This window comes from Microbulbifer mixtoriginis (SeqCode) (assembly GCF_052468275.1).
The window spans coordinates 2565144-2579524 of the sequence record NZ_CP174341.1 but is presented as its reverse complement, the minus strand read 5'-3'; the positions used below and the strand labels follow the sequence as shown (position 1 = coordinate 2579524).

Below are 14381 nucleotides of genomic sequence, written 5' to 3'. Positions count from 1 at the left end.
TCTAGAAAGTTTGGCCTATCTGACCCTTTTAGTATTAATTTTTTGTGAGCGCATTACTTTTAGAAAGTCACTCAACCCAAAGTCTTTAGATGTTATTTATTATGCCCACAGATAGAACTGCTATTTTCGACAGTCATTTTCACATTATTACCCCTGGTTTTCCTCTTTTTTCAAATCAAGGATTTACGCCTGATTTCTTTACCACCAGCGACTATTTGGACAGGGTAAAAAATTACGACCTTCTCGGTGGTGCAGTTATTTCCGGGTCTTTTCAGCGTAATGATCACACCTACCTAATGGATGCCCTAAAAAACCTAGGGAAGAATTTTGTAGGAGTGATCCAGCTTCCGCCAGATACCAGAGATGAAAAGATATTGGCGCTCAATGAACATGGCGTCCGTGCTGTAAGATTCAATCTTAAGCGTGGGGGTTCAATCTCTGCAGCAACTATCAAAGATTTCGCACAAAGAGTCTATGATCTGGTCAATTGGCATGTAGAACTCTATATAGATTCAGCCAATTTGGCCCCTCTAGAAAGCACCTTACTAACCCTACCCAGCGTGTCTATTGATCACCTGGGGTTGAGTCAATCTGGGCTCAAGTTGCTGCTATCTCTTGCCGAAAAAGGTGTACGAGTGAAAGCAACAGGATTTGGGCGCCTGGACTTCAATCCATCTAACGCCATTAAGGATCTTTATCAGGCTAACCCTAGCTGCCTTATGTTCGGTTCAGATTTACCGTCTACTAGAGCACCGCGTCCTTTTCGAGATGAGGATGTCACATTAATTAAAAATACCCTGGATGAAACGGGAGCCAACCAAGTTCTTTGGCAAAATGCTAAAGCATTTTATTTTCACCAGAATGAATAGATAGGAAGTTAATGTGTATTAATCTATCAATCAATATTGCCAACTTCAATGTTTAAGGCTTTGAAATTAATTTTTCAATAACCCAGAGCTCCCTCTTGCACAAAGCAGCTTCTCAAAGTAAATAATGGTTTGTTTAAGTCCATCGTTTAGCTTTACTTTGGGCTCCCAATTAAGTAAAGATTTTGCCTGATCAATAACTGGTTTACGCTGACGAGGATCATCTCTAGGTAATGGTAGGTAGATCAATTTTGAAGATGACCCCGTTAATGAAAGTATACGCTGAGCCAGCTGACTAATAGTAATCTCAGATGGATTTCCCAGATTGATGGGGCCCGTTATGTTTGCTGGAGCCCCCATCAAGCGAATCAATCCCTCAACTAAGTCATCAACGTAGCAAAAGCTTCGTGTTTGTTGGCCAGTACCATATATGGTTATATCATCACCCTTAAGCGCCTGAACGATGAAGTTACTTATTACACGCCCATCATTTGGGTGCATTCTTGGTCCGTATGTATTGAAGATCCTACCTACTTTAATTTGTAATCCATATTGACGGAAGTAACTGAAAAACAGGGTTTCAACACACCGTTTCCCTTCAATATAACATGAACGCATACACACCGGATCTACTTTTCCCCAGTACTGCTCAGACTGAGGATGCACTTCAGGGTCTCCATAGACTTCGCTTGATGAAGCCTGGAGTATTTTGGCGTTAACCCGCTTTGAAAGGTCAAGCATGTTAATTGCGCCATTAATATTAACCTTTAGCGTCTGTACTGGATCAACCTGGTAATGAATTGGCGAAGCTGGGCAAGCCAGATTATAAATTTCATCAACATCAACATATAATGCGTTTGTTACATCATGCTGAATAAAATTGAAACATGAATTCGATAACAGATGTTTTATATTGTGCTTTACCCCCGTGTGTAAATTATCAGCGCAGTAGACATCATGCCCCTCTCCCAATAATTTTTCACATAGATGAGCCCCCAAGAAGCCGGCGCCACCTGCAACCAATATTCGTGACATTATAATTCCACATTTAAAATACCAAACCTATAAATCATAGAATCGAATAACACACACAAGCCATAAAACTTATCAAACACACCATCTTTAAGATAGAGTTAAATATAGCCACTTATTATTTATGCCATAAAGATAGTTGTATCACAACATTTCACGCCACTGTTAAATGGTAAGCCCACAAGGATTCATAATTCAACCCATTACAGTGACCTTTTAAGACTCAGCCAAATTAGCTAAGGAAACACATCACTACTTGAGAGAACCACCCATTAACACTTACAAACCACTATCGATTAGTATTAATAACAACACAATCTTCTAGAATACACCTTATAAATCATTTATTTATATCAACTACTTGGACTTTCTGAAAATGGCATTAGGCACCCTCTTCTGCTTTGCTCACCGAGGTTACCAAGGCTTGTTTAGTGAAAACACGCTACAGGCAATTGGCGAAGCACTGGATTTGAAGGTTGGAGGAGTAGAAATTGATATATGGAATATTGGCGGTCAACTTCTTGTTACTCATGATAGGCGCCTAGGTCGTTTGCAACCTGGGAATACAATTATTACAGACATGCAACCAGAAACTCTTAGAGCTATGCCTTTACCCTGTGGCAGTAAGATTCCAACGCTACAAGAAGTCTTAGACTTAATAGGTGACAAGGCTCAATTAAATATAGAACTCAAAGGCCCTAATTGTGCGGCACTATTGGCACAAGAGATTCGTATATTTGTTACAGATAGGGGAGCTACTTTTGATCAATATATAGTATCTTCATTTGATCAATTACAATTATATGAATGCCTACGCCTAATACCAGAAGTTCGCCGCGGTGTCATAATAGTTGGGGTTCCCCTCGATCTAGCCGCATGTACAGCCCCTTTGAAAGCTTATTCACTACATACTGCCTTGGACTTCCTCCACAAAGATTTACTTAACGATGCCAAATATCGAGGGTTAAAAAACTATATTTTCACTGTAAATAACCCTGACGACTTAGCACTACTTGCCTCACAGGGTGTGGATGGAGTATTTACTGACAGACCACAAATGGTCTTGGATTTCAATAAAAAAATTATGGGCACATAACCAACCAATCAAAAACTTAATCGGCAATTATTTTTGACTTAAAAATAAAAACATTTACGCGAACATTTAGTACCTATCTAAATTGATTCTCATAGCCCTTAACACTTCAAACTTGCAAAGCGGCTCTTTTTACAGACCAGGGTGACAAATCAAACAAAGGTTTCTCATCCAATACTAGACGCTTTAAATTCTCCCCAATCACTGGGGCAAACTTAAAGGCTTGACCTGAACCATGGCTAAAGATAAAAATATTTTTGCTCAAGCGGTCTAATACAAACCCTGCGTCTGCACTCATTGTATAAGGACATAAGTGTACTTCTGAGCGGGACCTAACACCTTCTATATAAGAAAATACAAAATCATCTAGAATTTGCAGTAGCTCTGTAGGAATCGTCATATTCGGAGTGGGAATGTAATCTGACCTTTTTAACTTATCTGGTGTCCAATCAATACCTATTTTGATCAAGCCTATGCCGTTCTTCGTATTCCCCATATAAGGAAACCCATAGTAAAGCCCTTGATCAGGATCATTCTTTGCTTTTTCCTGAAAACAGAACCACTGTGGATAGGTATCCATACGATCTTTTTCAATCGTATAGTACGCCCATAACATTGGCCAAATCTGAAGCTGTACCTGATACCCCAACAGTTCAAGAAAATTCCTAGACCAAGGGCCTGCTGCTATAATACAACGCTTGGATGAAGCTTTAGTACCATCCTCAAGTAGGACATTTACATCAGTACCATCAGAGACCGAAACCACTTTGGTTCCTAATCTAATTTTATGGCCGCAACGAATCACTTCATTTTTCCAAAAATTTAAGGACTCGCCGGATAACACAGCGCCTGCTGCTGGCTCAAATAGCCCTTGCCAGCCGGGCTTGGTGCGCAGTGGCCAGCGCTCACTAATTTCCTTTGCAGTCAACTCTTCAAAAGGTATTGATTGCCTCTGCATGACATGTTTAGCTGCACAGATACTCCCTTCAATGGTTTCCTCTCCCCAGTCTTCACCGTAAAATAACAAGCCATGGGATACTCTAAGTTTTTTACCATAATGTTTTTCCTGAGACTCCCAAAGTACATTAGAATATTTTGCAGCTTGGCAGTAATATGGATTGGAGTACATCGCTCTGAACATTCTCGTACTACCGGAGCTACTACCAAAAGTATTTCCAATCTGGAATTGGTCACAAACTAGAATGGAATCCACAGATTTACGTAGCGCATAAGCCGAACTCAGCCCTGCCATACCCGCACCAATGATTATCACATCATAGTAGCTTGTCATCTTAACGCTCTAACCGTAGCCAACAAACTGTCTTCCTAAATAATTAAGATGGGGGTAACCGGATTCCAATTTTTTAAAGCAGGCTTCAGAAATTTTACTAAATATAAAATGATAGACTTGCCGTGGATTCACAGACCGCCAAACCTCTGGGTTGTAAAACTCAATAGAATCAGCCATCACTGCACCGGCACTAGAAAGTCCTTCATCAAATACTATCGTGCCTTTTTCTTCCAATATTTGTTGAGCTCCAGATACAAAAGGTAAGTTAGCCACACAAACCAATACTCTAGCCTTTAGATTCCTAGCCAAAGCAACATCAATTATCCGAGAGGCTGATGCGAGAACAACAATATCCCAGTCCTGTGAAATCCAATTTTCTATATTTTCAGAATTGACGGCACCTGAAATACTCCCTCGCTCCAAGATATGGTCATAGACAGATACCAGCTCTCCCATTTTTACCAACCTTTTAACGATTCTGCTCCCAACAGCACCTGCACCATGCACTAGAACTCTTGCCCTGGGGATATTGAGTGCGGACTTTCCCGCTGCAATCGCACCTAAAGCACCTGACGCCGTAGCTTCTGCATAATGCACCTTTGAACCTAATGCGGCTAACACATATTGGGTTTTCGCAGCTAGACGCATCACTTGTGTATCTCCAAAGTTAAGGTCTGCACCAGTGAACATATCTCCTTTTCTTTTATTGAGCTCTGATGCTGCTATGTTAATAATTTCATCAAAGGATGCTTGCGATATGCTATTGACATTTGCAACAATTTTTCCACCCCTAAATCCTGTATGATAGGTTTGGTGCTTAACCTGCATTCGCTCTGCTAACTGACAGGCTTCATCAGCAGCATATTCATCCTTCTGATACTCTAATACTCTCAGGCCGCCATTCGCTGGCAGCGAACTTCTTTTAGCGCAAGCGAAATGGAGTGTTCCACATGACATTTCAATCGAAAGTAAATCTACACTCATGATAGATCCACCATATCAGCGACGCTCCAAGCGAATATAGTGATGAACATAATCCATACTATATTGATTGGGACTATTGAAAATACGTTCCTGCAACTCATCATATAACTTTGCAATCGCAGTAGAACTCCCTCCATACTCAACAATTGATGTATGGAATGTTCGCTCACTCCAACTCCGTATAGTTTTCATCAGCCCCTCGGAAAAGGCTGAAGCATTTCCATCCAAATCAAACTGACTGCGATATGGGCATGGTGTCATTTGTATTGACACTTCATGTACGATCCAGTTTTTCTTATGATGAGGCATATTTAGAACCTGCCAAATATCTTCATCTGTGCGATAATAATTTTGAAATACTGCACCTTCAAAGGCACTTTTCGATATTTCCCCAGCTTCATACAGCTGCAACCAAATATCATACAGCGTGTCGAACATATCTTTATCTTTTGCGTTATTACCCAGCAAATGGCCGCTTTCATCCTGAGCCAAATCCACAAGAACAAATTGACCACCCACCTCAAACTCCCAGGCTCTCGCCTCAAGCAGTGAATCAAAATCATTCACGGACTGCGCTCTGAAGGGTTCGCGCCGAAAGCCACTCACCTTGTTTGCGTGTATGTGCTCTAAAAAAGTGTCAGGCATTTTAGATAGCCAGTGCATTGTGGTAGCCGCCAGAGCAATATTGATTGAAGCCTGGGGGGCCACATGACTATAAAAGCTACTGGGTTGTATAAAGACCACTAGATTTTCAAACTTAGCTCTTAATTCGTTTAGATTATCAGCGAGTGTTAACAGATTACTGGATGGTAAATCATTAGCGATATGGCATATCGTTTTATCACCGAGTTTTTTAAATACTCGCCCCCATAACTCCATAGAAGTACCACCATCTGCAGCGCCATAATCGATAGTGTTACAAAATTTTTTATTTGGTATAGAATCCAAGGCGCGCAGAAAAAAAGGCCAACTATTATCGATACAGATCTTAGCTCCCAAGGTTTCCTGGGAGTAATTCTGTAACATCCCTATACTCATAGACTAATCCGCCCTCTGTGTTTCTTGCCACTTCCTGACTAAACAGGAAGCATTTAGAGGAATTATAATGTTGACTGATTACCGCATGGTGGGCGAACTCTTGGTAGTTACAAAGAAAATAATACGGACTAAGATTTAAAATATCCTTAGAAACAAGCTCTAAAATTTAGCAATTTCCCTCCATATCAACCCTTCGTACACTCTCACCCTACACAATCAACTCTATAAAGACTGCTTACCTAAGAGTGATTCCTCCTAGAGACATATTGTCCCCAAAAAAGATTAATGCTGGTGTAAATATCCAGAAAATATTGATTATTAGAAAAAAGGAGTTTTTAGGTTTTCTGATAATAAATGGAGTTACTACCCTTTTAGAAATTTTATTTTGTACTCCCTACCCTACAAGGCTCCCCTTCAATAAACAAAACTGATACCACCAGACCGATGAGTGCTAAGTAGGCATTAATCGTGAAAGCTCGGTCTATACCGGTTGACAGATCTGGGGCTAAGGCAATTATGGTGGTATTCATTCCCAAGCCCAATGCACCGCCGGCAATCTGGAACATATAGATAATCCCACCAGCCAGACTCGATCGGTTGCGGGCAACAATAGTCACTGCAACAGTAGTCGCTGTCGAAAAGAAAAAACCAACCCCGGCACCAAGCACCAATAGGCCTGGTATCAACTCTCGGAAGCTGGTATTTACTTGTATATGTGAGAGCATAAACATTGCTGCACTGATAAATACCGAGCCTATCGCTATGATCACCTTGGCTCCTATTTTTTCGTAAAGCCTACCGGATATATAGGAAACCAAGCCGTAAGCCATCATCATCGGCATCAGCCCAATACCAGCCAATGTTGGGGAATAACCCCGCACTTTGGTGAGAAACTGTGGAATATATACAAGCGCAGAAAAGAAGACTACAGAAAGCAATAAGGTCACCACACATGCCGCAAAGAAACGCCTGTTACTCATAACATCTTTGGGAATTAGTGCATCACTACCGGCATTACGCTCAACAGCAGTAAAGCCCCCTAGAAAAAACACGCTAATGATAAATAAGAGGACAACTATCGGACTTTTAAAGCCCAGCTCTACTACAAGATCCAAGGCCATTAACAAGCTAAACAAAGAAATAGAGAGTGTCGTCACTCCCAAGTAGTCAATATGCTCTTCAATCTTCTCTGGTTTATCATCAGCGACTGTTTTCCAGCACCCTAAACACACTAATGCAGCGACTATAACATCGAGAAGAAATATCCATCGCCAACTCGCAAACTCGGTTAAAAAGCCTCCTAACATTGGGGCAAAGGAGTCAGAGATTCCACACACTCCCATGATCAGGCCGCCGGCTAGGCCCGCGCGCTCTTTTGGTATGAGTTCATAGACCATCCCCAATATTGCCGGCCACATCAGTGCCCCACCAATTCCCATCAAGGCTCTGGACACTAGCAGCATCCAAATATCCATGGATAAAGCGGCAAACAGCGAAAAGAAGGCAAAAAAACCTGCACCTATAAAAAAAATGCGTCGCCGCCCATAAATATCAGCCAAGCGTCCACCCGTGACAATCAGAACACCAAATACGAGGATGTAGCCGTTGATAATCCACTGGGCTCTTGTAATGTCAGAATTAAACTCTTGCTCAATGGTGGGGATGGCGGCGGGGAATATGGTTAGATCATTTGCCACCAAAAATACAGCGAAGCTGAGGCCAATCAGCGCCAACAACCTCTCTTTACTTTTGGAAGTATTGGAATCTGCCATTGATTTCTACCGAGCGCGCTCTTTTATCAGAGCAAAGATCGTTGCTTTGACAGTTTGGCTTATTAGGTTGTAGAGCAACGGACTCGGCGGAAGATTGGCGTGCCTGGAGAACCAGAAGAAATTCAAGAGTGCTTAAGACAGCTCCAGGGGGAGCTGCCAAGATTGATTACTGACTATATTCCTGGATCGGCTGGAAATCAGGGTTAGCGCCACAGGAAGAGCGTACCACCAGTTCGGTTGGCAGCACTGCTGGCTCTGCTGTCTTATCACCGATCAACTGCATCATCTTCTCCACCATCAGCTCACCGCCGCGCTGGATATTCTGTCGCACAGTCGTTAGTGGGGGCGTATAGAAAGGCGCGATGGGGATATCATCAAATCCAACTACTGCAATATCGTCGGGAACCTTGTAACCCTGGCTCTGCAAAGCCTTGATGGCTCCCATTGCAATGCTGTCACTTGCGGCGAAAATCGCATCGAAGCTCAACCCCTCGGTTTTTAGCAAGTCTGCAATGGATTGATAACCGCTTTCACTGGAGAAAGAAACCTGAATTTGACGCTCGCGATTACCCAGCCCCTCTGCGCTAAGCGCGGCCCTATAACCCTCGTAGCGACCGTAAATCTCGGGGTGCGCAGTATCACCAAGAAAGAGGATGTTACAACGGCCCAGCTTGAGTAGGTGCTCGGTGGCCTGGCGCCCTCCCATCTGATTGTCACTACTTACAATGCAGTAATCGAGATCTGGTTTGGTAGTACCTCCCCATACTACCAACGGATCGCCCTGGCGTTGTAGTTCATGCAGGGGGCTGTCGTCCACCCCTTGGCCAATCACGATTACCCCATCGGCGCGGCGAGACCCCATTAAGTAGGCATGCCAATCGTCACTTGTAACGATACGATTTGAAAACAGTAGATCATATCGGTGCTCGGCCAAGCGATCGGCAATCGCGCCAATCATGTCCAACATAAAGGGGTCGGAAAAAGTCTGGCCTCCGGCGCTGCCGGTATTGATGACGACAGAAATGGTATGGCTGCGTTTTAAACGCAGATTGCGTGCACTCTCGTTGATTTTGTAATTCATACTCCGCGCGATTTGCTGAATACGCTCCCGAGTCTTTTCATTGATTAGCGGGTTGTTATTCAGCGCGCGGGAAACAGTGGATTCAGAAACTCCCGCCAGCCGTGCAATATCGGACATGGAGACGGGAGAGGAGGAATCCTTAGGCATGCGTACTTCACCTTGTTCGCGGGAAATACGCCATCTTAGGCGTGCTACAAGAGTTTGTAAAATGAACCCTGATAGCTCAAACCGTCAGCCTGGCTGAGGCCCCAATTTCTCGCCCTTCCACTGCCCTACGGAAAAAGAACAAGCTGACTAGAATTACCGAGATCGGCACCAGTGATAAGTAAAAGGCCACTTGGCCATCAAAGGCTTCAAAAACCGAACCCGTAATCAGGGAACCGGTAGTGCCCCCCAGTGCAGAAAAAATCACTAGTAGCCCGGTCATCGCCGAATGCTGATGGGTCGGTAGTGAACTCAGCATCACCGAGTTGATTGCCGGATAAATGGGAGCCATAAACAGGCCAATCAGAGGCAGAATAAAGGCCGCAATCGGCGCGTTGAACCAGTTGATATCCGGGTTGGCCTGCACATCACTGGATAGCGGAAGAGTCAGTACCACCAGTAATGCCATTGCCAGCAGGCAGACATTCAGCACTGGATACCAGTGTAAACGCCGCATAATGGCCCCTGCCCCTAAGCGGCCCAAGGCGAGCCCTGCGGCAAAAATACTGGCAGCCTGGACGCTCATCGCCGCTGGTAGCTTCAAAATTTCATTGTTAAACGTGGGCAACCAGCTGCCGATACCCTGTTCGATCAACACATAGATAAAAACGGAAATTACATAAATATAAACCAGGGGCTTGGCCATCAGCTTTATCATTGCCCAGAAATCCTGCCGTGGACTGGTGCCCTCAACCCGGGTACCCGACTCATCCATTTTTGTCAGCGACAATAAAATAAAGGCAAACAGACAAATCGCGGCCAGCACCCAATACACACTCAACCAAGCTGTGGAACCTGGATTTGCAGAGTCGATAAAGGCACTAAACAGCCAATACCCACCAAGAACCCCCACCATAAATACCCCCTCCAGGGTATTCACCATACTCGCATGTTCATTTGGACCACGGGTTAACAGGCCCACAGTTGAATAAACCGCGACCTTCACCAAGGCAAATGCGACTCCCACGGAAAGGAACAGTAGCTTTGCTGTCCAGAAACCTGGCAATAGGGGCATGGCAATACAAGCCCCGGTAACAATAGCGAGCCCCATCAGCATGGCGCGCTTAAATCCGAAACGCGGCAGTTGCGAAGCAACCAGAAAAGATACGATGCCGATGGGGATATCCTTAAAGCCCTCCAATACACTGGCTGCAGATTTACTCACGTCGTAAGTATTAATCACCTGCAGTATCACAGTGCCGACACTGTTCAAGAGAATGGCGAATACAAAGTAGATGGCGAATAGGGAAAGCAGTATGCGCTGATTGTTCATAAGGAAATCTTTATCGGTCTATGGCTCAGGCGTACAGCCGTACCAGCCTGTTATTGTACATTTTTTGATCTCTTAGTGTGGGTTGATGACTGTAAATTTTCACGCCCCCAGAACTCAGCAGTATGACTTACCACAAAAGAATTGCAATCGTTTGCAATATTTCAAGCTGCCAAACAGAGACCATTCCGCGATCGCCGGTCAGACAAGCAGGTTACTAGATAACAAAAATGCCAATAAATTCTTTATTATCAATAAGTTAATGGATATTTATACTCACAAATAGCACATAGTTACCGTACAAGGAGATTTTTTACCTCCGAAATGCAATCGATTGCATTTCAATGTGTACAAGCGATAGACTGCAGGCAGTTGCCCAAAGCACTAATTACTTTGGCAAAGCACCTAACCATCAGTTTCTGTGTAAGTGGTATGAAGAAAGAACAACAACATAAGCTTGAAATTCACCCCTGGGGCCTGCTGGAAAGAGAGTTTCAAGCGGATGACTACCCTCTTAACGCCACCCTATTCTCCCTGGGCAATGGTTTTATTGGCCTGAGAGGCACCTTTGAGGAAGGCTTTGATCCCGAGCCCTTTTCTGATGGCTGTTACCTCAATGGGGTCTATGCCAGTGAACCTATTCGCTACGGCGAGGCCGCTTACGGCTACGCCCGCAATAATCAGCGCATGCTAACGGTACCGGACGGCAAGGGTATTCAAATCTGGATTGATGGGGAGCGTTTCAGCCTCGCGGAGGGTGCACTACTTGAGTACGAGCGCCACTTGGATATGGCCAGCGCAACCCTTGCGCGCAGCCTCACCTGGCGTTCGCCTTTTGGGAAAACTCTCAGGCTCAAAACCCAGCGCCAAATCTGCCTAACTGAAAAACACCTAGTGCTCATCCATGTTGAAGTCACTCCACTGGATTTTGATGGGGAAATACGCCTGTTGACGGGGCTGGATGGCAATCTCGATCAAGCCGAGCACAGCGACGATCCACGCCTGGCTTCTCCCATCAATCAGGAGGATATCCAATGGCTGGATAACGTCGCTGATGGTGACTACTTGGCACTACCGCTCTCAGTCAGAAGTAGCGGCTATGAGATTCGCTGCGCAGCCATACACCGCTTGCAGGCTAGTGCGGGCCACACCGTGACCAATCTACGCCATGAAAACCGAGTAGCCACCGAATATCGCTGCAATGCCCAGCGGGGCAAGCCCCTGTGCTTGACAAAATACCTAGCTTACTTCGCAGAGCAAAGGGCTGAGCCGATTGAAGCTGGACCATTGCGCAAATACCTTGAACTCAGCGCCAATAAAAATTTTGCCGAATATGCCAAGGCCCAACGCATCGAGATGGATAAATTCTGGCAAGAATCCGATATCCAGGTGTTTGGCAACGACAGCCTACAGCAAGGTATTCGATTTAATCTTTTCCACCTATTCCAATCCCTTGGCAGGGATGGACGCACGAATATCGCTGCAAAAGGGCTCTCGGGAGATGGTTACGACGGTCATTATTTCTGGGATACAGAAATCTATGTATTGCCGTTTTTTCTCTACACCCAGCCCAATATGGCCCGCCACCTGCTGGAGTATCGCCACTCGATCCTGGATGCGGCCCGTGCCCGTGCCCGAGAGCTGGCGATCAGCAAGGGCGCACTCTTTCCCTGGCGCACCATTGGCGGGGAGGAGTGCTCTGCATACTACCCTGCCGGCACTGCCCAGTTTCATATCAATGCGGATATCGCCTATGCAGTGCGCCACTACAGCCGAGTCACTGGTGATACGGAGTTTCTGCGGGAAAAAGGGGCGGAGCTGGTTATTGAGGGGGCCCGCCTATGGATGGAAATCGGCCACTTCAATCCTCGCCGCAACAACCAATTTTGTATTAATGAAGTCACTGGCCCGGATGAATATACCGCGTTAGTAGATAACAACTTCTATACCAACCTGATGGCCCGTGCGCATTTGGAGTATGCTGCAGAGGTATACCAGTGGCTGCAATCCTTTGATCCAGAAGCGTGCCTGGCCTTGGCCCAACGTATACAACTGGGCCCACAGGAACCCATGCTTTGGGCAAAAGCCGCAAAGGCCATGTACCTCCCCTACGACCAATCCCAAGGTATTCACCCGCAGGATGATGGCTTCCTCGACAAGCCAGTGTGGGACTTTGAGCAAACACCGGCAAATCATTACCCCCTGCTACTGCACTACCATCCACTGGTAATTTATCGACATCAGGTTTGCAAGCAGGCAGATGTAGTCTTGGGACTATTGCTCGAAAGTTCCGAGTTTTCCATTGAACAAAAACGCCGCGACTTCGACTTTTACGAACCGCTCACTACACACGATTCTACCCTATCCGCCTGCATCCACAGCATTATTGCCAGCGAGGTGGGATACCCGGAAAAAGCGCTCGACTACTTCCAGCAAGTAGCACGAATGGACCTGGACAATCACCACAATAATACTCAGCACGGTATCCATACTGCCTGTATGGGCGGCACCTGGATGTGCATGGTGCAGGGCTTTGCCGGTATGCGCCTGCGTGGTACCAAATTGAGCTTCGCCCCGTTTGTACCCGAGGGTATGGAAGGTTATCGCTTCCGCCTGCAATTCCGTGGTCGCACCCTGGAAGTGGACATCAATTACAGTAATGCCAGCTATACCCTGATAACTGGCGAGCCCATCAACCTTCATCACGTCCATAAACCCGTATTTCTCGCAGCAGGCGAAACCCAAACATTTGAGATAGCACCACCAGTGGAGGTAACACAGTGATCTATCGTGCAGCAATTTTTGATCTGGATGGTGTACTCGCTGATACCGCACGACTACACCTGAAAGCCTGGCACCAACTGGCCCAAGAACTCAAACGCCCATGGGCTGAAGATACCAGTGAAAGGCTTAAGGGGCTGGAGCGTATGGCCTCACTGGAAGTGATTCTTGGGGAAGAGAGCGATCAGTTTAGTGAAAAGGAAAAGATCGATCTAGCTAGCAGAAAGAATAGTTATTATCAGAAACTGATTCGCAGCTTATCTCCAAAAGATCTACTGCCCGGTGCTGGGGAGCTTCTCGCTTGGTTAAACGAGAAACAAATCCCCATTGCCCTGGCATCAGCCAGTAAGAATGCGCCGGCCGTTTTGCAAGCATTGGAGATATCACATTACTTCTCAACAATTGCCGATCCAGAACAGTCCGCACCTAAACCCAGCCCGGATATTTTCCTCGCAGCAGCGCAAGGCCTACAAGTTGAACCTGAACTCTGTGTTGCCTTTGAGGATGCTGCTGCCGGGGTCGCTGCGATCAAAGCAGCCAACGGTATGACTGCTGTTGGGGTGGGGAGTGAAAATTCCCTGAGAGAAGCTGATTTTATTGTCGGCAGCCTGTCGGAGTTCGTCCCTAAAGACTTTTTTCTTTCTGCTATCCACGCAGCTTCAATCAGTTAAATGTAAGAGCTGTTGCAAAATCAATATTCAAGCTGAATAGAAAGATTGCTCTCCTTCTATTCAGTGATACTTGCTTTCTAATGTTGTAAAGGAGAAATCACCCTATATCGCATATTTGGAAAATACGTGTACTCGAAGAAATAAAAACCAGAATAAGTATCTGACCTTTCCTAAGAATTCACTGTGTGATTGAGCAAAATTACCAGCCCCATTTCCCCAGACTTATAAACCCCAAACCAACAATCAACCCCCAAATATAGTAAGGAATATATGGCCTACAATGCTATAGATACCCTTT

At 45.2% G+C, this 14381-nt stretch carries 11 protein-coding genes; 4 read left to right on the top strand and 7 right to left on the bottom strand.

From position 1 onward, the window contains the following. The first annotated feature begins 101 nt into the window (after window positions 1-101). On the top strand, window positions 102-869 hold the full coding sequence (locus tag ACJJIC_RS11440; protein ID WP_444909899.1) for an amidohydrolase family protein: 768 nt from the start codon (window positions 102-104) through the stop codon (window positions 867-869). A gap of 66 nt (window positions 870-935) precedes the next feature. On the opposite strand, the gene ACJJIC_RS11435 is transcribed toward ACJJIC_RS11440, so the two are convergent. Further along, a complete protein-coding gene (locus tag ACJJIC_RS11435) occupies window positions 936-1901 on the bottom strand; it encodes a UDP-glucuronic acid decarboxylase family protein (RefSeq protein WP_444909900.1) in 966 nt (321 codons plus the stop codon). A 373-nt stretch (window positions 1902-2274) separates the two neighbouring features. On the opposite strand from ACJJIC_RS11435, the gene ACJJIC_RS11430 reads away from it, so the two are divergent. Then, the gene (locus tag ACJJIC_RS11430) at window positions 2275-2994 is read left to right on the top strand and encodes a glycerophosphodiester phosphodiesterase (protein WP_444909901.1); all 720 of its coding nucleotides are present in this window, start codon (window positions 2275-2277) and stop codon (window positions 2992-2994) included. Between the two features lie 106 nt (window positions 2995-3100). Here ACJJIC_RS11430 and ACJJIC_RS11425 read toward each other — a convergent pair whose 3' ends face one another. The 6 genes from ACJJIC_RS11425 to ACJJIC_RS11400 all read right to left on the bottom strand — a co-directional run bounded on the left by ACJJIC_RS11425 (window position 3101) and on the right by ACJJIC_RS11400 (window position 10634). Next, window positions 3101-4282 carry an FAD-dependent oxidoreductase gene (locus ACJJIC_RS11425; RefSeq protein ID WP_444909902.1) on the bottom strand — a complete coding sequence of 394 codons (1182 nt, stop codon included), beginning with the start codon at window positions 4280-4282 and terminating at the stop codon, window positions 3101-3103. Between the two features lie 9 nt (window positions 4283-4291). Further along, a complete protein-coding gene (locus ACJJIC_RS11420; RefSeq protein WP_444898482.1) occupies window positions 4292-5266 on the bottom strand; it encodes an NAD(P)-dependent oxidoreductase in 975 nt (324 codons plus the stop codon). A gap of 15 nt (window positions 5267-5281) precedes the next feature. After that, window positions 5282-6304, bottom strand: coding sequence for a class I SAM-dependent methyltransferase (locus tag ACJJIC_RS11415; protein ID WP_445356947.1), 1023 nt, complete (start codon window positions 6302-6304; stop codon window positions 5282-5284). Between the two features lie 380 nt (window positions 6305-6684). Continuing rightward, the gene (locus tag ACJJIC_RS11410) at window positions 6685-8076 is read right to left on the bottom strand and encodes an MFS transporter (RefSeq protein WP_445356946.1); all 1392 of its coding nucleotides are present in this window, start codon (window positions 8074-8076) and stop codon (window positions 6685-6687) included. Between the two features lie 166 nt (window positions 8077-8242). Further along, window positions 8243-9304, bottom strand: a complete 1062-nt coding sequence (locus ACJJIC_RS11405) for a LacI family DNA-binding transcriptional regulator (RefSeq protein ID WP_444909905.1) — start codon at window positions 9302-9304, stop codon at window positions 8243-8245. A 76-nt stretch (window positions 9305-9380) separates the two neighbouring features. Further along, window positions 9381-10634 (bottom strand): MFS transporter, encoded by a 1254-nt coding sequence (locus tag ACJJIC_RS11400; RefSeq protein ID WP_444909906.1) that lies wholly within the window; start codon window positions 10632-10634, stop codon window positions 9381-9383. A gap of 429 nt (window positions 10635-11063) precedes the next feature. On the opposite strand from ACJJIC_RS11400, the gene ACJJIC_RS11395 reads away from it, so the two are divergent. Both ACJJIC_RS11395 and pgmB read left to right on the top strand, forming a co-directional pair. Further along, the gene (locus ACJJIC_RS11395) at window positions 11064-13415 is read left to right on the top strand and encodes a glycoside hydrolase family 65 protein (protein WP_444909907.1); all 2352 of its coding nucleotides are present in this window, start codon (window positions 11064-11066) and stop codon (window positions 13413-13415) included. Then, on the top strand, window positions 13412-14083 hold the full coding sequence (pgmB, locus tag ACJJIC_RS11390; RefSeq protein ID WP_444909908.1) for a beta-phosphoglucomutase: 672 nt from the start codon (window positions 13412-13414) through the stop codon (window positions 14081-14083). The genes ACJJIC_RS11395 and pgmB overlap by 4 nt, the downstream gene beginning before the upstream one ends. The last annotated feature ends 298 nt before the right edge of the window (window positions 14084-14381 follow it).

Bases quoted from the DNA above. Each gene is read 5' to 3' on its own strand.
- ACJJIC_RS11440 (WP_444909899.1), top strand. From the start codon at position 102: ATGCCCACAGATAGAACTGCTATTTTCGACAGTCATTTTCACATTATT.
- ACJJIC_RS11435 (WP_444909900.1), bottom strand. From the start codon at position 1,901: ATGTCACGAATATTGGTTGCAGGTGGCGCCGGCTTCTTGGGGGCTCAT.
- ACJJIC_RS11430 (WP_444909901.1), top strand. From the start codon at position 2,275: ATGGCATTAGGCACCCTCTTCTGCTTTGCTCACCGAGGTTACCAAGGC.
- ACJJIC_RS11425 (WP_444909902.1), bottom strand. From the start codon at position 4,282: ATGACAAGCTACTATGATGTGATAATCATTGGTGCGGGTATGGCAGGG.
- ACJJIC_RS11420 (WP_444898482.1), bottom strand. From the start codon at position 5,266: ATGAGTGTAGATTTACTTTCGATTGAAATGTCATGTGGAACACTCCAT.
- ACJJIC_RS11415 (WP_445356947.1), bottom strand. From the start codon at position 6,304: ATGAGTATAGGGATGTTACAGAATTACTCCCAGGAAACCTTGGGAGCT.
- ACJJIC_RS11410 (WP_445356946.1), bottom strand. From the start codon at position 8,076: ATGGCAGATTCCAATACTTCCAAAAGTAAAGAGAGGTTGTTGGCGCTG.
- ACJJIC_RS11405 (WP_444909905.1), bottom strand. From the start codon at position 9,304: ATGCCTAAGGATTCCTCCTCTCCCGTCTCCATGTCCGATATTGCACGG.
- ACJJIC_RS11400 (WP_444909906.1), bottom strand. From the start codon at position 10,634: ATGAACAATCAGCGCATACTGCTTTCCCTATTCGCCATCTACTTTGTA.
- ACJJIC_RS11395 (WP_444909907.1), top strand. From the start codon at position 11,064: ATGAAGAAAGAACAACAACATAAGCTTGAAATTCACCCCTGGGGCCTG.